This is a genomic window from Streptomyces sp. NPDC050625, from assembly GCF_040654755.1.
Classification (GTDB): Bacteria; Actinomycetota; Actinomycetes; order Streptomycetales; family Streptomycetaceae; genus Streptomyces.
In genome coordinates, this window is the sequence record NZ_JBFAIQ010000014.1 from 100,900 (window position 1) to 119,771 (window position 18,872).

Annotated in this window: 18 protein-coding genes; 10 read left to right on the top strand and 8 right to left on the bottom strand. The window is 71.3% G+C overall.

Going from position 1 to position 18,872, the window contains the following annotated elements; all coding sequences use genetic code 11:
• The first annotated feature begins 309 nt into the window (after positions 1 to 309).
• The 4 genes from efeO (at position 310) to AB0I54_RS27785 (ending at position 4,777) form a co-directional block, all read left to right on the top strand.
• Positions 310 to 1,455: an iron uptake system protein EfeO gene (gene efeO, locus AB0I54_RS27770; RefSeq protein ID WP_363298874.1), complete on the top strand. Its 1,146-nt coding sequence runs from the start codon at positions 310 to 312 to the stop codon at positions 1,453 to 1,455.
• A 10-nt stretch (positions 1,456 to 1,465) separates the two neighbouring features.
• On the top strand, positions 1,466 to 2,728 hold the full coding sequence (efeB, locus tag AB0I54_RS27775) for an iron uptake transporter deferrochelatase/peroxidase subunit (protein WP_363298875.1): 1,263 nt from the start codon (positions 1,466 to 1,468) through the stop codon (positions 2,726 to 2,728).
• Positions 2,729 to 2,731: 3 nt separating this feature from the next.
• Complete coding sequence (efeU, locus tag AB0I54_RS27780) at positions 2,732 to 3,586, top strand: iron uptake transporter permease EfeU (protein ID WP_363298876.1); 855 nt, start codon at positions 2,732 to 2,734, stop codon at positions 3,584 to 3,586.
• A gap of 189 nt (positions 3,587 to 3,775) precedes the next feature.
• Positions 3,776 to 4,777, top strand: coding sequence for a hypothetical protein (locus AB0I54_RS27785; protein WP_363298877.1), 1,002 nt, complete (start codon positions 3,776 to 3,778; stop codon positions 4,775 to 4,777).
• 15 nt (positions 4,778 to 4,792) lie between these two features.
• Here AB0I54_RS27785 and AB0I54_RS27790 read toward each other — a convergent pair whose 3' ends face one another.
• Both AB0I54_RS27790 and AB0I54_RS27795 read right to left on the bottom strand, forming a co-directional pair.
• Positions 4,793 to 5,530: a bifunctional DNA primase/polymerase gene (locus AB0I54_RS27790; RefSeq protein WP_363298878.1), complete on the bottom strand. Its 738-nt coding sequence runs from the start codon at positions 5,528 to 5,530 to the stop codon at positions 4,793 to 4,795.
• 109 nt (positions 5,531 to 5,639) lie between these two features.
• Entirely contained in the window at positions 5,640 to 6,254 is a 615-nt protein-coding gene (locus AB0I54_RS27795; RefSeq protein WP_363298879.1) for a TetR/AcrR family transcriptional regulator, read from the bottom strand.
• 105 nt (positions 6,255 to 6,359) lie between these two features.
• Between AB0I54_RS27795 and ddaH the strand changes: the two genes are divergently transcribed.
• Positions 6,360 to 7,187 carry a dimethylargininase gene (gene ddaH, locus AB0I54_RS27800; protein WP_363298880.1) on the top strand — a complete coding sequence of 276 codons (828 nt, stop codon included), beginning with the start codon at positions 6,360 to 6,362 and terminating at the stop codon, positions 7,185 to 7,187.
• Here the strand turns inward: ddaH and AB0I54_RS27805 are convergent.
• From AB0I54_RS27805 to AB0I54_RS27815, 3 genes are read right to left on the bottom strand one after another with little or no spacing between them, the layout of a single operon-like run.
• Positions 7,176 to 8,180 (bottom strand): small ribosomal subunit Rsm22 family protein, encoded by a 1,005-nt coding sequence (locus AB0I54_RS27805; RefSeq protein WP_363298881.1) that lies wholly within the window; start codon positions 8,178 to 8,180, stop codon positions 7,176 to 7,178. The genes ddaH and AB0I54_RS27805 overlap by 12 nt on opposite strands.
• A 12-nt stretch (positions 8,181 to 8,192) precedes the next feature.
• Positions 8,193 to 9,323, bottom strand: a complete 1,131-nt coding sequence (locus AB0I54_RS27810) for a serine hydrolase domain-containing protein (RefSeq protein ID WP_363298970.1) — start codon at positions 9,321 to 9,323, stop codon at positions 8,193 to 8,195.
• A complete protein-coding gene (locus tag AB0I54_RS27815) occupies positions 9,320 to 10,657 on the bottom strand; it encodes a multidrug effflux MFS transporter (protein ID WP_363298882.1) in 1,338 nt (445 codons plus the stop codon). Before AB0I54_RS27815 ends, AB0I54_RS27810 begins: the two co-directional genes overlap by 4 nt.
• A gap of 126 nt (positions 10,658 to 10,783) precedes the next feature.
• Between AB0I54_RS27815 and AB0I54_RS27820 the strand changes: the two genes are divergently transcribed.
• Together AB0I54_RS27820 and AB0I54_RS27825 are read left to right on the top strand one after the other, a co-directional pair.
• The gene (locus AB0I54_RS27820) at positions 10,784 to 11,830 is read left to right on the top strand and encodes a Gfo/Idh/MocA family oxidoreductase (protein ID WP_363298883.1); all 1,047 of its coding nucleotides are present in this window, start codon (positions 10,784 to 10,786) and stop codon (positions 11,828 to 11,830) included.
• 93 nt (positions 11,831 to 11,923) lie between these two features.
• Positions 11,924 to 12,682, top strand: a complete 759-nt coding sequence (locus AB0I54_RS27825; RefSeq protein ID WP_363298884.1) for an SDR family oxidoreductase — start codon at positions 11,924 to 11,926, stop codon at positions 12,680 to 12,682.
• 248 nt (positions 12,683 to 12,930) lie between these two features.
• Here the strand turns inward: AB0I54_RS27825 and AB0I54_RS27830 are convergent, their stop codons facing one another.
• Positions 12,931 to 14,223, bottom strand: coding sequence for a serine hydrolase (locus AB0I54_RS27830; protein WP_363298885.1), 1,293 nt, complete (start codon positions 14,221 to 14,223; stop codon positions 12,931 to 12,933).
• Positions 14,224 to 14,423: 200 nt separating this feature from the next.
• Here AB0I54_RS27830 and AB0I54_RS27835 point away from each other — a divergent pair, with 200 nt between their 5' ends.
• Together AB0I54_RS27835 and AB0I54_RS27840 are read left to right on the top strand one after the other, a co-directional pair.
• Complete coding sequence (locus AB0I54_RS27835; protein ID WP_363298886.1) at positions 14,424 to 15,887, top strand: ABC transporter permease; 1,464 nt, start codon at positions 14,424 to 14,426, stop codon at positions 15,885 to 15,887.
• 96 nt (positions 15,888 to 15,983) lie between these two features.
• Positions 15,984 to 16,733: an ABC transporter ATP-binding protein gene (locus AB0I54_RS27840; protein ID WP_363298887.1), complete on the top strand. Its 750-nt coding sequence runs from the start codon at positions 15,984 to 15,986 to the stop codon at positions 16,731 to 16,733.
• 24 nt (positions 16,734 to 16,757) lie between these two features.
• Here the strand turns inward: AB0I54_RS27840 and AB0I54_RS27845 are convergent, their stop codons facing one another.
• Positions 16,758 to 17,741: an aldo/keto reductase gene (locus AB0I54_RS27845; RefSeq protein ID WP_363298888.1), complete on the bottom strand. Its 984-nt coding sequence runs from the start codon at positions 17,739 to 17,741 to the stop codon at positions 16,758 to 16,760.
• A gap of 73 nt (positions 17,742 to 17,814) precedes the next feature.
• Positions 17,815 to 18,141: a nuclear transport factor 2 family protein gene (locus AB0I54_RS27850; protein ID WP_363298889.1), complete on the bottom strand. Its 327-nt coding sequence runs from the start codon at positions 18,139 to 18,141 to the stop codon at positions 17,815 to 17,817.
• Positions 18,142 to 18,282: 141 nt separating this feature from the next.
• Between AB0I54_RS27850 and AB0I54_RS27855 the strand changes: the two genes are divergently transcribed.
• Positions 18,283 to 18,828: a DoxX family membrane protein gene (locus tag AB0I54_RS27855; RefSeq protein ID WP_363298890.1), complete on the top strand. Its 546-nt coding sequence runs from the start codon at positions 18,283 to 18,285 to the stop codon at positions 18,826 to 18,828.
• The last annotated feature ends 44 nt before the right edge of the window (positions 18,829 to 18,872 follow it).

The window sequence follows — 18,872 nt, forward strand, 5'->3', positions numbered from 1 at the left end:
GCTTCGGGTGGGCTGTGCGCGCCGGGTCGCGATGCTGTGCGCCGGTCGTGTCGCGGCCGGCCTCCACCCGCCGGGGTTTTCGGCGAGCGGCTGCGTTCGGGCGTCCATGACCAGCCGGGCGAGGTGTTCCCGAAGCACTCCGCTTGACCTTTCCTTTAACATTCCTTGGGGTCCACTTTGAGCCGTCGAGATCAAGCCGTGCCTGTGAGATTTCCGTGAGAGGTGAATCACGATCTGGACGGGTAGTGGTGAGGTAAGCCTCATGTAAGTTAGGCAAGCCTCACCACACCGTTTCCGCTTGGAGCCAGCATGCGAGCCGCCCGACTCTCCGTCACCGCCGCCGTCGCCACGGCGGCTTTGACCGCCCTCACGGCCTGCACGGCGAAGAGCGATGCCAAGGACGGCGACGCGATCCAGGTGACCGCCTCCGACTCGAAGTGCGAGACCTCCGCCGAGTCGGTCCCGGCCGGCCACGTCACCCTGAAGATCGAGAACAAGGGCTCGAAGGCCACCGAGGTCGAGATCCTCTTCCCGGACGACCGGATCGTCTCCGAGAAGGAGAACATCGGCCCCGGCACCAAGTACACGCTGACCGCCGAGGTCAAGGCCGGCTCGTACGAGATCGCCTGTGTCCCGGGCATGAAGGGCCACGGCATTCGGCAGAAGCTCACGGTCACCGGCGGCGGCTCGACCGCCAAGCGTGACCCGCAGCTGGACAAGGCCGTCGCCGACTACCGCGAGTACGTCCGGGAGCAGGCCGACGCCACGCTGCCGCTCGTCGAGACCTTCGTGAAGGCGGTCAAGGACGGCGACCTGGCGGCCGCGCAGAAGGCGTACGCGCCCTCGCGACTCGGCTGGGAGCGGACCGAGCCGGTCGCCGAGTCCTTCGGTGACATCGACCCCAAGGTCGACGTCCGTGAGGACGGCCTGGAGGACGGCCAGAAGTGGACCGGCTGGCACCGCCTGGAGAAGGCCCTCTGGCAGGACAAGAAGATCGGCGACGAGGAGAAGACCCTCGCCGACCAGCTGGTGACGGACCTGAAGGACTGGCAGGAGCGGGTCGGAAAGGCCGAGATCACCCCGACCTCCATGGCCAACGGCGCCAAGGAACTGCTCGACGAGGTCGCCACCGGCAAGGTCACCGGCGAGGAGGACCGCTACGCGCACACCGACCTGGTCGACTTCAAGGGCAACGTCGAGGGCGCCGAGAAGGCGTACGAGCTGCTCAAGCCGGTCGCCTCGAAGAACGACCAGGCGCTGACCACCGAGCTCGACAAGCAGTTCACCGCACTGAACGCGGAGCTCGACAAGTACCGCTCCGACAAGACCTCCTACGACTTCGTCTCCTACGACAAGGTCACCAAGGACCAGCGCAAGGAGCTGTCCGACGCGGTGAACGCCCTCGCGGAACCGCTGTCGAAGCTCGCCGCCGCCGTCGCCGTCGTGAAGAAGTAGGACCGCTGCGATGACCGAGACCCAGCACAGCACCTCCCCCACCCGCCGTTCGCTGATCGGCTGGGGCGGCGCCGGGCTCGCGCTCGGTGCCGCCGCGGCCGGCGGTGCGGTGGCGATGGCCAGGACCGGCGACGACGTGGACCCGGTCGCCGCCGAGGCGGGCGCCGCGGTGGAGTTCCTCGGCGCCCACCAGGCGGGCATCGCCACGCCGGTGCAGGACCGGCTGCACTTCGCCGCGTTCGACGTGCAGACCGAGGACCACGCCGAGTTCGTGCAGATGCTGAAGGACTGGACGGCGGCCGCGCACCGGATGACCGCCGGGAAGGCGGTCGGCGAGGGCGCGTACGGCGGACTGGCCGAGGCGCCGCCGGACGACACCGGTGAGGCGCTGGGCCTCAAGCCCTCGCGGCTGACGCTGACGATCGGCTTCGGTCCGTCGCTGTTCGACAAGTTCGGGCTGGCGGACCGGCGGCCCGAGGCGCTGGTGGACCTGCCGAAGTTCCCCGGCGACAACCTCGACCGCACCCGCACCGGCGGCGACCTGTGCATCCAGGCCTGCGCGGACGACCCGCAGGTCGCCGTGCACGCCATCCGCAACCTGGCCCGCATCGGCTTCGGCAAGGTCGTCATCCGCTGGTCGCAGCTCGGCTTCGGCAAGACCTCCTCGACCACGCCGGACGCGCAGACCCCGCGCAATCTGATGGGGTTCAAGGACGGCACGCGCAACATCGCGGGTACGGAGACGGACCGGCTGAAGAAGTACGTCTGGGTCGGCGAGGGCGACGGCGGCAAGAACTCGGCGTGGATGACCGGTGGGTCGTATCTGGTCGCCCGGCGCATCCGGATGCACATCGAGACCTGGGACCGCACCTCGCTGCAGGAGCAGGAGGACATCTTCGGCCGGGACAAGGGCGAGGGCGCGCCGGTCGGCAAGGCCAAGGAGCACGACAAGCCGTTCCTGAAGGCGATGAAGCCGGACGCGCATGTGCGCCTCGCGCATCCCGACTCCAACAACGGGATCACGATCCTGCGCCGGGGCTACTCCTTCACGGACGGCACGGACGGGCTCGGTCGCCTCGACGCGGGGCTGTTCTTCCTGGCCTACCAGCGCGACGTGCGCAAGGGGTTCATCCCGCTGCAGCGGCAGCTGTCGGCGAAGGACGCGCTCAACGAATACATCCAGCATGTGGGTTCGGCGGTGTTCGCGGTTCCGCCCGGTGTCCGGGACGAGCGCGACTGGTGGGGCCGGACGCTGTTCTCCGAGGAGGCGTAGCCCGTGTTCTCCAACTATCTGATCGGCCTGCGCGAGGGTCTTGAGGCGTCGCTCGTCGTCTGCATCCTCATCGCCTATCTGGTCAAGACGGACCGCAAGGACGCCCTCAAGCCCATCTGGATCGGCATCGGCACCGCCGTCGCCATCGCCATGGGCTTCGGCTGCGCCCTCGAATTCGGCTCGCAGGAGCTGACGTTCGAGGCGCAGGAGGCGCTCGGCGGGACTCTGTCCATCGTCGCGGTGGGCCTGGTGACGTGGATGGTCTTCTGGATGCGGCGCACCGCCCGGCATCTGAAGGCGGAGTTGCACGGCAAGCTGGACGCGGCGCTGGCGATGGGCACGGGCGCGCTGGTCGCGACGGCGTTCCTGGCCGTCGGCCGGGAGGGTCTGGAGACCGCGCTGTTCGTGTGGGCGTCGGTGCACGCGGCCAGCGACGGCACTCCGCGCCCGCTGGTCGGCGTGGCGCTCGGCCTGCTCACCGCGGTCTTCCTGGGCTGGCTGTTCTACCGCGGCGCGCTGAAGATCAACCTGGCCAAGTTCTTCACGTGGACCGGCGGCATGCTGGTCGTCGTCGCCGCGGGCGTGCTGGCCTACGGCGTCCACGACCTCCAGGAGGCCAACTGGATCCCCGGCATCCGGAACCTGGCCTTCGACATCAGCGACACCATCGCGCCGGACAGCTGGTACGGCACGCTCCTCAAGGGCGTGTTCAACTTCCAGCCCGACCCGACGGTCGTCCAGGTCGCGGTGTGGCTCCTGTACCTGATCCCGACACTGGCCATCTTCCTCGCCCCGACGGGCCTGTTGACCCGCAAGACCCCACAGCCGACGCCTCCGGCGGTCCGCGACAAGGTCTGACCAGGTCTGACAAGGCAGCAGAGGACAAGGCAGCAGAGAACGACGGCGGGGTCGCCCGGGCCACGGGTCCGGGCGACCCCGCCGTCGTTCCTCCCCCGGACCACCGGAACCAGTAACGGAACCCGCCACCCGCCCGCCGCCCCGCCCCGGTAGGGTTCGGCTCCGGGAAGGGGAAGGTGAAGGCAGCCAATGCGCAGGGATCGCAGGTCTCGTACGCTTCGTAGGGGTGACCGGAACGCACTCATAGCGGCCTCGTTGGTCGCTTTGTCGCTGACGGCGAGTGGGTGTGTGGTGGTGCACGGGGAGCGCGAGGTGATTCCCGCCACCACCAAGGCCGAGGCGGCGAAGGCGCTGTCGCGGTTCACGGACGCCTACAACCGGGCGGACCAGGCGTTCGACAGCTCCCTGGACGCGGACCATGTCACCGGTGCGCTCGGCGACATCGACAGCGCCCGGCTGAAGGCCGGCCATGCGAACAACCCCGGCGGCAACGCGGGGCACGTGCCGCTGAAGCTGTCGGACGCGAAGTTCACCATTCCCAAGAAGGCGGGCTGGCCCCGCTGGTTCGTCGCCGACACCGCCGCCAACAAGGGCGGCAGCGCCCGCTGGCTGTTCGTCTTCACCCGCGACAGCCTGTCCGAGCCCTTCCAGGTGGCGTATCTGACGCTGCTCGCCCCGGACAGCGTGCCCGAGTTCCAGACGGACAAGGACGGCTGGGCCGAGGCCGTACCGGCGACCGCGCCCGAACTCGCCGTCCGCCCGCAGGACCTGAGCGAGCAGTACGCGACGTACCTGAAGAGCGGCGGCAGTGTCTTCGCGGACGGCGAGCACACCAGCGGCTGGCGCAGGACGCGCGCCAAGGAGGCCCGCAAGCCGGGCCTGGCCACGCAGTACATCGACGAGCCGCGCACGGACGGCGACTACGCGCCGCTGGCGCTGCGCACGAAGGACGGCGGGGCGCTGGTGTTCTTCACCACGCACCACTACGAGAAGGAGACCGCCGCCGCGGGCACGTCCGTCCCGACCCCGAACAAGGACGTGCAGGCCCTGACGAAGGGCGAGGTCAAGCAGTCGCTGACGCTGGAGTTCGTCTCCAACGAGGTCGTCCTGGACCCGAAGAAGGGCTCGGGCGACGGCAAGGTGTCGATGCTGGGCCGTATCCAGGGACTGACGGCGGCGCAGGGCGAGTAGTAGGACGCGCCGCCCTCAGCGGCGCAGGGGCCAGGTCGCCGACGTGTGGCCGGGTTCCTCGCCGACGTGCCGGGCGCAGGCGTCGGTGAGCACCTCAAGAAGGCTGAGCGGGTCGGGCAGCGCATGCTCCGGGCCGCGTACCCAGCGCACCGTCCGGTCGTCGTCACCGGGCAGCCGGGCGGGCGGTACGAGCACATAGGAGCCCCGGCAGTGCCAGCGCAGCCCCGGGTGCTCGTCCATCGTCTCGGGGTGACAGTCCAGTTCGCACGGCCACCACTCGTCCTCGTCCTCGGGCGTGCCGCGGGTCAGGGCGAAGAACAGCATGCGGCCGTCGTCGCTCTCGGCGACCGGCCCCACCTCGACCCCGGAGCCGAGCAGCCGCTCCAGCGCCTGCCGGCCGGCCTCCAGGGGGACGTCGAGGACGTCGTGCACCATGCCGGTCGCGGTGATGAAGTTGGCCTGCGGCTGATGCCGGGCCCAGCGCTCGATCTGGGCGCGGTCGGTGGTTGACTGCGTCTGCCAGGCGAACGACACCGGGTGCCGGGCGGGGGTGGGACAGCCGACGCGGTCGCACGAACAGCGGTAGCCGGGCGCGGGGTACGCGGCGGGCGCGAGCGGCAGTCCCGCTCCGGCGGCGGCGAGCAGCAGGGCCTCACGGCCGCCGTCGTCGGCCGCGTCCTGCGGGCGGCGTCCGCGCAGCCATTGGGAGAGTTTGCCCTGCCGGCCGGTGCGGCCGCCGAACGTCGCGCTCATGTATCGCCTCGCCTCGCTCTGCTGCGCACAGCATGCCCTATGCGCCCGCCTGCCCGTGCGCCGGGGTGCCTTGTCGGGACATGCCCGGCTTCCGACCTGCGATTTTCGGTCAGCGCGGGGCGAGTCCACCGAGCGCGTAGTCGACCAGGGTGTCGGTGTAGTCGTACGAGATGGGTCCGGTGCGCTGCAGCCAGCGCTGGGCGAGGGGCGAGACGAACATCTCCAGGGCGATACGCGGGTCGACTTCGGGTCGTACGTGCCCCTGGGTCTGCGCGGAGCGCAGCCGGTCGACGTACAGCTGTAGCTGGGGTTCGAGGAGCTTGCCGACGAACTCGCGGCCGAGCTGCTCGTTGACCACGCCCTCGGCGGCCAGGGCGCGGGAGGGCGCCTCGAAGCGGGGGTCGAGCAGTTCGTCGACCGTGGCGCGCAGGACGGCCTTGAGGTCGGCGGCGAGGTCGCCGGTGTCCGGGATCTCGTACGGCTCCTGCCCCGCGGCCCGTGCCGCCTGCTCGCCGAGGTCCAGGAAGGCTTCCAGGAGGACGTCCGCCTTCGAGCCCCACCAGCGGTAGATGGTCTGCTTGCCGACCCCGGCCCGGGCGGCGATCCCCTCGACGGTGGTCTTCGGGTACCCGGCCTCCGCGACCAGGGCGAGGGCGGCGTCGTAGATCGCGCGGCGGGACTTCTCGCTGCGCCGGGTGGCGTCGGGGGCGGGCTTCTTGACCATGGGTCGAGGCTAACCAGGAAGACAACCCGTTCGGCACACGCGCCAAGCTCGCCGGGGCCGCACCATGGGCAGCAACGACCCCTGCGGTTCCCGGAGGAGCCCGCCTTGGCCCTTTCCCGTTCCCGCGGCGCCACACCCCGGCGCTATCTGATGTGCTCACCCAGGCACTTCGAGGTCACGTACTCCATCAACCCGTGGATGGACCCGCGCAAGCCCGTCGACACACCCCTCGCGGTCGCCCAGTGGGAGCAGTTGCGTGACCTCTACCGCGCCCTCGGCCACACCGTCGAGGAGCTCGTCCCGGTACCCGGGCTGCCCGACATGGTGTTCGCGGCCAACGGCGCCACCGTGGTGGACGGCCGGGTGCTGGGGGCGCGGTTCGCCCACCGGGAGCGGGCCGGGGAGGCCGCCGCGCATCTGGACTGGTACCGCGCGCACGGCTTCACGCGCCTCCACGAGCCCGTCCACGTCAACGAGGGCGAGGGCGACTTCGCCGTCACCGCCTCCTTCGTGCTGGCCGGGCGCGGCTTCCGGGCGAGCCCCCTGTCGCACGGCGAGGCGCAGGAGTTCCTCGGCCGCCCGGTGATCGGTCTGGAGCTGGTCGACCCCCGCTACTACCACCTGGACACCGCCCTGGCCGTCCTCGACGACGCGCGGGACGAGGTCATGTACTACCCGCCCGCCTTCTCGCCGGGCAGTCGGGAGGTGCTGCGGCGGTTGTTCCCGGACGCGCTGACCGCCGGGGACGAGGACGCGGCCGTGTTCGGGCTGAACGCCGTGTCGGACGGGCTGCGCGTGGTGCTGCCGCAGGCGGCGGCCGGGCTGTTCGGGCCGCTGCGGGAGCGCGGTTTCGAGCCGGTGGGCGTGGACCTGAGCGAACTCCTCAAGGGCGGCGGCAGCGTGAAGTGCTGCACGCAGGAGCTACGGCTGTGAGGTGTCGTCCTCGCGCGGCGGCCAGGGGTCGCCCCAGTCGGCGTCCCGGGCCGCCTTGTACAGGTCGCCGTGGCGTTTGGTGACCGTCGTGCGGCGCAGTTGCTCCTCGGCCTCGCACAGATCGAGGAGTACCTGGCCCTTGCGGATCTGCGGGCGCCGCACCACGCGGGCGGCGGCCGGGGCGGCCGGGAAGCGGGCGGCGGCGACGTAGCTGAACTTCTCGTCCTCGTACGGCAGTGAGCCGCCCTTGACCTGGCGGTGCAGGGAGGAGCGGCTGACCCGGGCCGAGAAGTGGCACCAGTCCTCGCCGGGGACGATGGGGCAGGCGGCGCTGTGCGGGCAGGGGGCGGCGACCTGGAATCCGGCGTCGACGAGCCGGTCGCGGGCCTCGATGACGCGGGCGTATCCGGCGGGTGTGCCGGCCTCGACGATCACGACGGCCTGCGCGGCGGCAGCGGCGGCGTCGACGAGGGCGGCGCGGTCGGTGTCGGAGAGTTCGTTGAGGACGTAGGAGACGGTGACGAGATCGGTGCTCTCGATGGTGAGCGCCGCTCCGATGCGAGAGCGCTGCCACGTGGCGTCCCGCAGCGCCGGGTTGGCGGCGGCGAGCTCCCGGCCGAGGGCCAGCGCGGGCTCGGCCCAGTCCAGCACGGTCACCGGCCGGACCCCGTCCCAGGTGGCGCTGACGGCCCAGGTCGCCGCGCCGGTCCCGCCCCCGACGTCCACATGGCTGCCGGGCACCCACCCGGGCACGGCGTCCGCGAACGCCTCCAGGGCCGCGCGCACCGCCTCGAAGGTGGCGGGCATCCGGTACGCGGCGTACGCGGCGACGTCGGCGCGGTCCCGCAGGATGGGCGCGTCGGTCGGGGTCCGCCCCCGGTAGTTGGCGATCAGCCGCTCCACGGCACCGGCGGCCTGCTTGGGCGGGAGCCCGTCGAGCAGCCCGGCGAGGGCTGCACGGAGGTTTTCGGCTGGGGAGACGGGGGCGTTCACCGTGTGATTCTCTCAGGTCTCCCGAACCGCCCGGGCCATCCGAGTCGCCGCCCTCGCCCTCGGCCCGCTGTCCGGCGGGCGTCTGCGGGGATGCACCGTGTTGGCCAGCAGCACCAGGAAGATGTCCGTGGCCGGGTCCAGGATCAGCGAGGTCCCCGTGAAGCCCGTGTGGCCCGCCGCCCCGTGCCCCGACAGCTCCCCCATGAACCACGGCTGGTCGACGGCGAAGCCCAGCCCCGGCGGGGTCAGCAGCAGCTCCACGAAGTCGGGGCCGAGGATGCGCGCGGGGCCGTACGCGCCGCCCGCCAGCAACGCCCGGCAGAAGACCGCCAGATCGCGTCCCGTCGAGAACAGGCCCGCGTGGCCCGCGACCCCGCCGAGCGCCCATGCGTTCTCGTCGTGGACCACGCCCCGCAGCATCCCCCGGTCCGCCTTGGCCCACGGCCAGCGCTGGTCCTCGGTCGCCGCGGCGCCCGGGTACGGCCCGAAGTCGGTCGCGGTCATCCCGAGCGGCCGGCTGATCCCCTCGTGCACGAGGACGTCGAGGGTGCGTCCGGTGATCCGCTCCAGCACGGCCTGGAGCAGCAGCATGTTCAGGTCCGAGTAGAGGTACGTGCCCGGTTCGCCCGTCGGCTCCTCGGCCCGCAGCAGGGCGAGGCGGGCCGCGTCGTCCGGGCAGTCGTACAGCGGGAGTTCGGGGCGCAGCCCGGAGGTGTGGGTGAGCAGCTGCCGGACGGTGATGCCGTGCGCGGCGGCACCGCGGTACTCGGGCAGATAGGCGCCGACCCGGGCGTCGATGCCGAGCGTGCCCCGCTCGATCTGCTGCACGGCGGCGACGGAGGTGAACAGCTTGGTGAGGGAGGCCAGGTCGAAGGGGGTGTCGACGGTCATCGGAACGCGGGCTTCGGGCGCCAGTTCGACGCCCTGCTCGATCTCCGGGTCGTACGACACGTACCGCACGGCCCAGCCCGCGGCCTCCTCGACGGCGATGACCGGCCCGCGTCCGGCCACCACGACGACGCCGGGCGCCCAGGGGTGGTCGCCGGTGGTCAGGTCGTGGACCTCGCGGACGAGGTGGTGCAGTTCCTCGGCGTCGAGCCCGGCCCGTTCCGGTGTGTCGACGCGGAGTCTCGGTGCGCTCAGTTCTCCTCCCCCGGGCTTTCGGTTTCGCTTGCGCGGGGGGAATCCCCGGCTTCCGCGTCCGCAGATGTGGACCAGGGACGGCACATTCCCACGAAGCAGGCCAGGGCCACCAGTGCTCCCGCCAGTTGGACCAGCGCCATCGGTACGGCGGTGTGCTCCCCAGCGACTCCGACGAGCGGGGAGGCGACGGCCCCGACGAGGAAGGAGGAGGTGCCGAGCAGCGCGGAGGCGGAGCCGGCGGCGTGCCGGGTGCGCAGCAGGGCGAGGGACTGGGCGTTGGGGAGGGTGATGCCCATCGCGGACATCAGGACGAAGAGCGCGGCGGCGACCGGGGCCAGGCCCACCTCGCCGAGGACGCCGGCGGACATCAGCAGCAGTGCGGTCGCGGCGAGGACGGTCACGATCAGGCCGACGGCCAGCACTTTGTCCAGGCGCACCCGGCCGACCAGCACCTTCCCGTTGATCTGTCCGGCGATCACCAGGCCGACCGAGTTGAGGCCGAACAGCAGGCTGAAGGTCTGCGGGGAGGCGCCGTAGATCTCCTGGATGACGAAGGGCGATGCGGAGATGTAGGCGAACAGCGCGGCGAAGGCGAAGCCGCCGGTGAGCATGTAGCCGGTGAAGGGGAGGTCGCACAGCAGCCCGCGCATCGCGCGCAGGGCCTCGCCGCCCCCGCCCTCGTGGCGTTCGGCGGGCGGCAGGGTCTCGGGGAGCCGGAGCCAGACGAGCGTGGCGAGCAGGGCGCCGACGACGGTGAGGACCACGAAGACGCCCCGCCAGTCCGTGACGCGCAGGATCTGCCCGCCGATCAGCGGCGCGACGATCGGGGCGGTCCCGGATATCAGCATCAGGGTGGAGAAGAAGCGGGCCATGGCCATGCCGTCGTAGAGGTCGCGTACGACGGCCCGCGCGATGACGATCCCGGCCGCGCCCGCGAGGCCCTGGGCCAGCCGGAGGGCGACCAGGGTCTCGACGCTGGGCGCCACCGCGCACAGGGCGGTGGCGACGAGATAAACGGCGAGGCCGGCGAGGAGCGGGCGTCTGCGGCCCCAGCGGTCGCTCATCGGGCCGACCACCAGCTGCCCGAGCGCCATTCCGGCGAGGCAGGCGGTGAGGGTGAGCTGGACGGTGGCGGCGGGGGCGTGCAGGGAGCGGGTGACCTCCGGCAGGGACGGGAGGTACATGTCCATCGCGAGCGGGGGCGTGGCGGTGAGGCCGCCGAGGACGAGGGTGACGAGAAGGCCGGTGCGGCGGGCCGAGCGGGTGGCCGGGTTGCGGGGTGCGGGCTGTCGCTCCGTGTCCGGTGTCGGCGCCGCCGTCGCGTGCTCGGGCATGTGTCGTCCCTCCCCTTTCTCGGCCTCTCCGGTTTTTCGGCCTCGCCGATCGCATTGATTGAATCGGCACCTATGCTCTCAGCTCGTACGCAGTGTCGAGGGTCACATGAGCGAGGGCGGGCTGGGATGGCGGGCGGGACGGCGGAGCGGAACGTGCGGTGGGGGATCCTGGCGACGGGTGGGATCGCGGCAGCGTTCGCCGCGGACCTGGTCGACCTGCCGGACGCGGAGATCGTGGCGGTGGCCTCGCGCAGCCTCGGCCCGGCGCAGGCGTTCGCCGAGCGGTTCGGGATCGGGCGGGCGTACGGCGACTGGGAGTCGCTCGCCGCGGACGAGGACATCGATGTCGTGTACGTCGCCACCCCGCACTCGGCGCACCGGGCGGCCGCCGGGCTGTGTCTGGAGGCCGGGCGCAACGTGCTGTGCGAGAAGGCGTTCACGCTCAACGCGCGCGAGGCGGAGGAACTGGTCGCGCTGGCGAAGGAGCGCGGCAGCTTCCTGATGGAAGCGATGTGGATGTACTGCAACCCGCTGATCCGGCGGCTGAAGGCGCTGGTCGACGACGGGGCGATCGGCGAGGTGCGCACCGTGCACGCCGACTTCGGGCTGGCCGGGCACCTCTTGCCGGAGGCGAGGAATGGAGCACTGCCTGCGGCCCACCGGCTGCGGGACCCGGCGCTGGGCGGCGGGGCGCTGCTGGATCTGGGCGTGTATCCGGTGTCGTTCGCGCAGTTGCTGCTGGGTGAGCCGACGGACGTGATGGCGCGAGCGGTGCTCTCGGACGAGGGCGTCGATCTCCAGACGGGAGCACTGCTCTCCTGGGAAAGCGGGGCTCTCGCCTCGGTGCACTGCTCCATCGTCGGCGGTACGGCGAACACCGCGTCGGTCACCGGATCGCTCGGCCGTATCGACATCCCGTCCGGCTTCTTCCACCCCGACCGCTTCGTCCTGCACCGCGACGGCCGCGCCCCGGAGGAGTTCGTGCTGGACCCGGCCGACGGGCCGCGCACCAGCCTGCGGCACGAGGCGGCGGAGGTCATGCGAGCGCTGCGGGCCGGTGAGACCGAGTCCCCGCTCGTACCGCTCGAGGGCACGCTCGCCGTGATGCGGACGCTGGACGCGATACGGGAGCGGATCGGGGTGCGCTACCCCGGGGAGGCCGTCACGGTCTGAGCCCCTGGGCACCGCCCGGGGCCGCGCCGCGAGGCAACCGTATGGCGGACATACGATTCCGCATCGCGGACCCGGCGCCTACGCTGCGATGCCATGACTGACAAGGAATCGAGGATCGCCGTGGTGACCGGCGCCGGATCCGGTATCGGGCGGGCGGTCGCCGTGGAACTGATGCACGCCGGCTGGTCGGTGGCGTTGGCCGGGCGGCGCGCGGAGAAGCTGGCGGGGACGGCGGCGCTGGCGCCCGACGGCGAGTCGCTCGCCGTGCGCACCGATGTCGCGGACCCCGACGACGTCACGGCCCTGTTCGCCGCCGTGCGCGACCGGTTCGGGCGCGTCGACCTGCTCTTCAACAACGCGGGCACCTTCGGGCCCGGCGGGGTGCCCGTGGAGGACCTGCCCTTCGAGGCCTGGCGGCATGTGGTGGACACCAACCTCAACGGGGCGTTCCTGTGCGCGCAGGCGGCGTACCGGCAGATGAAGGAGCAGCGGCCGCAGGGCGGCAGGATCATCAACAACGGCTCCATCTCCGCCCATACACCCCGACCGCACTCGGTCGCCTACACCGCGACCAAGCACGCGCTGACCGGCCTCACCAAGTCGCTGTCGCTGGACGGGCGGCCGTACGGGATCGCCGTCGGGCAGATCGACATCGGCAACGCGGCCACCGCCATGACGGCACGGATGGAGACGGGCGCGCTGCAGGCGAACGGCGAGACGGCGCCGGAGCCGGTGATGGACGTGGCCGACGTGGCGCGCACCGTGCGGCACATGGCCGAGCTGCCGCTGGAGGCGAATGTGCAGTTCGCGACGGTACTGGCGACGGCGATGCCGTACGTGGGCCGGGGCTGAGCGCTCCCACGCCCCGTCAACCCCCAACCTGCACAAGCGGAATTTGAACATCCGCGGTATTGCGGCCGGTAGCGGGCTTATGCTCAACTTCCTCCACAAGAACTTCACACTTGGAGCATCCAGGTTCCGCCGACCACACCGAGGGGGGAGGCGGCAGCCGTTCCACCGGACCGGGTTGGGGGTGGACCTCGCGAGGGACCGCGGGGTGCGCACCGGTGGGTGGAGCGGCTGCCGCGTGGGCTGGCTTCTCAGCCCCGGCCGGCGCTCTCCACGCCCGACTTCTCCACGCCTGTCTTCTCCACGCCCGTCTTCTCCACGCCCGTCTCCCGCGCGTGCTTTCCCGCGGCCCTCCCCGCCGCCCTCCCGGCGGCCTTCCTCGCGGTCTTCGCCGAGTTCTTCTCCGCGTTCTTCCCCGCCCGGCGCCGCCGCAGCGCCCACGCGCCGCCGCCCAGCAGCGCCACCGTCCCGGCGCCCCCTTCCAGCAGACGCCAGGTCGACGGGCGCCCGGACGCCGAGCCGGACCCGCCCGCGGCGGCCGGGGCCGACTTCGCCTCCGCGCCGGCGCCCGCCTTCGCCCCGCCCTCGCTGAGCGGCTCGACCAGCGTGCCCACCGCCTGCACCGAACTCCCCGTGCCGAAGCCCCAGTCGAGCAGCGCGGCGGTCTCCTCGTAGACGGCGTTGCTGCCGGCGGCGGGGTGCATCACGGTGACCAGCAGGGTGCGGCCGTCACGGGTGGCCGCGCCGGTGAAGGTGTTGCCGGCATGGCTGGTGTAGCCGTTCTTCACACCGATCAGCCCCTGGTACGTGCCGAGGCCCCAGGCACCCGTCAGCAGGCGGTCGGTGTTCTGGATCTGGAAGGTCTTCCTGCCGCCCGCCGGAAAGTCGGCGGTCCTGGTGCCGCAGTAGCCGCGGAAGTCATCGTTCTTCAGCCCATGGCGGGCGAACAGGGTCAGGTCGTAGGCGGAGGACAACTGTCCCGCGTGGTCAAAGCCGTCGGGGCTGACCACATGGGTGTCCAGGGCCTGCAGGTCCTCGGCCTTGGCCTGCATCTCCGCGACCGTCTTCGCGACCCCGCCGTTCATATGGGCCAGCACATGCACCGCGTCGTTGCCGGAGCGCAGGAACACGCCCTGCCAGAGCTGCTCGACGGTGTAGGTGATGCCGGGCTTGACGCCGACGAGGCTGGAGCCGGACGGTATCCCGGCCAGGTCGGCGTCGGTGACCTTGTGCCGCTCGGTGCGCTCGAACTTCTCCAGCACGATGTCCGCGAACAGCATCTTCAGTGTGGACGCGGGCGGCAGCCGCCGGTGCGCGTTGAACGAGGCGAGCACCTCCCCGCTCTCGCCGTCGGCGACGATCCAGGAGCGGGCGGTGAGCTTCTTGGGCAGACCGGTGGTGCCCCGCGCCTGGATTCCGCCACGGGCCAGCCGGTCCCCGCCGATGACGGTCGTGGCGTGGGCGGGACCGGCCGCGGACAGGGGAAGGGCGGCGGCCGTCAGACCGAGAGCGGCACGCCTGGTGAGCCGAGAAGAATCGCGCATCCCGGGACCGTACACCGCACTCAACAGCGGTTTCCTTGCAGGAGGCCCTCTACAGGCTAGGAATTTGCTGTCTTATGAAAATTTGATTCCATAGCCCGCTTTCTCAGCTGTGCCACACGTTTTACTCAGTGCGCCGCAAAGGTTCCTCCATAGCTTGTGGCCGCGCCCACAGCGGGCGCCAAGAACCTTCGAGGAACGGGATGTTTGGCATCTATCTCAAGCGCGAGCTGGGCCGCCGCAAGAAGGCGGCCCTGGTCGTCGCACTGGGTCTGGCGCTCGGTATCGCGCTGGTCATCACCGTCAGCTCGGTGTCGGCCGGTATGACGCAGGCGCAGGACAAAGTCCTGAAATCGCTCTACGGCCTCGGCACCGACATGACGGTCACCAAGGCACAGTCCGCACCCAAGGCCGGCAGCTCGCAGGGTCCGAACTTCAAGTTCGACGCCAAATCGAGCTCGAAGACCTCACAGAGTTCCGACCGGGTGATGACACAGGGCGGCCAGGCCCTGAAGTCCTCCCTCGTCGAGAAGGTCTCCGCGCAGAAGGGCGTGGCGAGTGCCGTCGGTACCCTCTCCCTGAACGTCACCAAGGTCGACGGCTCCTTCACCCAGGGCAAGGCGCAGAGCTCCGGCGGCAGCGGCAGCAACGGCCAGGCCCAGGGCGGCCCGGGCGGCTCCACCGGCGGCAGCGGCCAGCCGCAGGTGCAGGGCGGCGGCGCCAACTTCGACGTCAACAACTACTCCGTGGCCGGCATCGACGTCACCCACCAGGAACTCGGCCCGCTGGCCTCGACGAAGATCACCTCGGGCAGGACGTTCACCGCGTCGCAGACCCACGCCGAGGTCGCGGTGGTCAGCAAGTCCTACGCCAAGTCGAAGAAGTACAAGGTCGGTTCGACCTTCAAGATCTCCGGCACCAAGTACACGGTCATCGGCATCGCGACGCCCAGCAGCAGCGAGTCCACCACCGACGTCTATCTGCCGCTGAAGCAGGCGCAGACGCTGGCCGACGCCGAGGACAAGGTCACCACGATCTACGTCAAGGCGACCGACTCCCAGCAGATCTCCGCCGTGAAGAAGGCGATCCAGGCGAACATCTCCGGTACGACGGTCACCACCTCCGCCGATCTGGCGTCCACCGTCTCCGGTTCGCTCTCCACCGCCTCCAGCCTCGCCTCCAGCGTCGGCAAGTGGCTGTCGATCGCGGTGCTGGCCGCCGCCTTCCTGGTGGCCGCCCTGCTCACCTCCTCGGCCGTGTCCCGCCGTGTGCGTGAGTTCGGCACCCTCAAGGCGCTGGGCTGGCCCTCGCACAAGGTGACCCGTCAGGTCGTCGGCGAGTCCATGGTCAACGGCCTGCTCGGCGGCGGCCTCGGCATCGCCCTGGGCCTCGCGGCCGCCTACACGGTCACCGCGATCAGCCCGAAGCTCACCGCACAGCTCGGCAGCACCGGCGGCGGGCCGGGCGGCATGGGCGGTCCGGGCGGCGGCGGACCCGGCCAGTCCACCGCGAGCAAGCTGGAGATCGCCCTGACCGCGCCCGTCTCGGTGACCACCATCGCGCTCGCGGTGGGCCTGGCGGTCACCGGCGGTCTGATCGCCGGCGCCATGGGCGGCTGGCGCGCTTCCCGGATGCGCCCCGCCGACGCCCTGCGCAGCGTCTCGTAAACACCCCCTGAGCCGGGGCGCCGCGTCCACTCCCCTCGGGACGCGGTGCCCCACCCCTCCTCCCTCACCCACGCCTTCGCACTTCACGGAGCACCCATGTACAGACTCACCGGCGTCACCAAGCGCTACACCCGGGGCAAGGAGACGGTGGAGGCGCTGCGCGGCATCGACCTCACCATCGAGGACGGCGACCAGCTCGTCATCCAGGGCCCCACCGGCGGCGGCAAGTCCACCCTCCTCCAGATGATCGGCGGCCTGGACCGCCCGTCCGCCGGCAGCGTCGAGCTGGACGGCGTCGACCTCGCCACCATCGGCGAGGCCCGGCTGACCCGGCTGCGCGCCGAGAAGATCGGCATCATCTTCCAGGCGTTCAACCTCATCCCGACGCTGACCGCGCAGGAGAACGTCGAGACGGCGCTGGTCCCCCTAGGCGTCAAGCCGGCCGAGCGCCGCGAGCGGGCGGCCGAGGCCCTGCGCTCGGTCGGCCTCGGCGAGCGCCTCGCTCATGTCCCGTCCGAGATGTCCGGCGGCCAGCAGCAGCGTGTCGCCATCGCCCGCGCGCTGGTCAAGCGACCGAAGGTACTGCTGGCCGACGAGCCCACCGGCAACCTCGACGAGGGCACCCGCGACGACATCATGGCCCTGCTGGAGGGCCTGTGGCGGGAGCACGGCCTCACGTTCGTCATGGTCACCCACGACTCCTCGATCGCCCGCCGCGCCCCGCGTCTGGCCACCATCAAGGCCGGACAGATCACGCTCACCGAGCAGGGCGGCGGCCTCTACGCACAGCAGGCGTACGACGCCCAGCAGCAGCCCTACGTCCAGTACGGCGGCCGGGCCCGCTGAGCCGCCCGCTCCCGTCGGGGCCGTTCACCTCCCGAGTATCCGGTCGACCTCGGCCAGCTGCCCGGCGGTGAGCGGCCCCTTCGCGATCGCGCCCGCGTTCTGCTCGGCCTGGGCGACCGAACGGAACCCCGGGATCGGTACGGTGCGCGGGCTGCGCGCCCAGAGCCAGGCGAGGGCGCCCTGGGCGGGCGTACGGCCGTCGCTGGTCAGGACGGAGCGCAGCGCGTCGACCCGGGCGAGCCACTGCGGGTCGGCGCCGGAGCCGTCGCCGAATCCCTGGAGCCAGGCCGGGGGCCTGCTGCGGATGTCCCCGGATTCGAGCCCGGTGTGCCGCCGCCCGCCGAGCAGCCCCATGGCGAGGGGACTGCGGTTGATGCTGGCGAGCTCCAACTCCTCGCAGCGTAGCAGGAGTTGCGGGGCATCCTGCAGCACGTTCAGGGCGTGCTGCACGGCCGTGCAGTGCTCGCCCTGCGCGAAGACGGCGGCGCGTTCGGGGTCGTCGGTGCTCCAGGCGTACGCGCGGATGAGTCCCTCACGGACGAACTCCTCGCACTGATCCCGGAGTTCGGCCGCCCTGGCGGGATCGGCGTCGGAGATGTGCAGCTGGTAGAGATCGACGTGGTCGGTCCCGAGCCGGCGCAGGGAGGCTTCGAGGGCCCGGCGGGCGTAGGCCGGGGAGTCGTCGCTGCCGGTGAGCGTGCGGGTTTCCTCGTCGAAGACGTTGCCCCACTTGGTGGCGACGACGACCTCGTCCCGCCGCTTGCCGAGGGCGCCGCCGAGCACGCGCTCGCTGTGCCCGGTGCCGTAGACGTCCGCGGTGTCGAAGAAGGTGACACCGAGGTCGAGGGCACGGTGGATGGCCCGTACGGACTCCTCGTCGTCGACCTTGCCCCAGCCGAGCGGCTGCCCGTCCGAGTCCTGCCACTCACCGCCGATCGCCCAGCAGCCGAAGCCGAGCGCGCTCACTTCGATTCCGCTGCGTCCCAGAATCCTGGTGTTGGTCTCCATGGACGGGAACGCTAGAAGTTGAAGTGCACACGAACACAAGCCCTTTGAGGCGTTGTGGCCATGGCGTGTTCTGTCAGGCCTGCCCGGTCTCGAAGCGGGAGATCCGCCCGTCGTCCTCGACGGTGAAGCTCCACCTGGTGCGCATCTCGCCCCAGGTGTCGTTGCTGTAGCGGGCGACGAGGGCCCGGCCGCCGCGGGTCTCCTTGTCGACTTCCATGTGACCGTGGGTGGAGAAGATCTCCCGGTCGATCCAGTCGGCGAGGTCGCGGTCGGAGCCGTCGTCGGACATCGTCGCGCCGGGGGCGAGGGTCTCCAGGAAACCTTCGCGGTCATGGGCGTTGACGGCGGTGACGAAGGCCCGGACGGCCGGATCGCTGAGTTTGGCTGGCTGAATCGTCATGCCAGCCAGACTCACACCGCTCCCCCGGCCCCGCCACCCGAACGGCGCCCCGGACAGGCCGCGCGGGCGTGCCGGATGCGACGGTGGATACGCGGAGGGGACCTTGTTCCTGCTGTCTGCCTGTCCTGCTGGGGAGTCACCGTGAATTGTTACGACCGACGTGATGTGGGCCTGCTGCTGCTCCGAATGGGTACCGGCGGGGTGCTCGCCGCACACGGCGCGCAAAAGCTGCTCGGCTGGTTCGGCGGGGGTGGCATCGAGGGGACCGGCAAGTTCATGGAGTCCGTCGGCTACTCGCCCGGGAAGGCGAGCGCGACGGCTGCGGGGCTCGCGGAGGCGGGCGGCGGCACCCTGCTGGCACTGGGCCTGGCCACGCCGGCCGCGGGTGCGGCGGCGGCCGGCGCGATGGCGGGCGCGGCCGCGGTCCACGTACCCAACGGCTTCTTCGCCGCGGAGGGCGGCTACGAGTACGCGGCGTCCCTCGGCCTGGCCGCGGCCGGTCTCGCCATCACCGGCCCGGGCCGTCTCTCCCTCGACCACGCCCTGGGCCATGTCTTCGACCGCGGCTGGATGGTCCCGGCGGCCCTGGGCGTGACGGCGGCGGTCACGGCGGTGGTGGTGGGGACGCGGAACAGGCGGGTGCGGCAGCAGAAGGAGGGGGAGCAGGAGTCGTTGTTCGACGAGTAGCCGCTGTTCGACCAGCAGTCGTTGTTCGATCAGTAGCCGTTGTT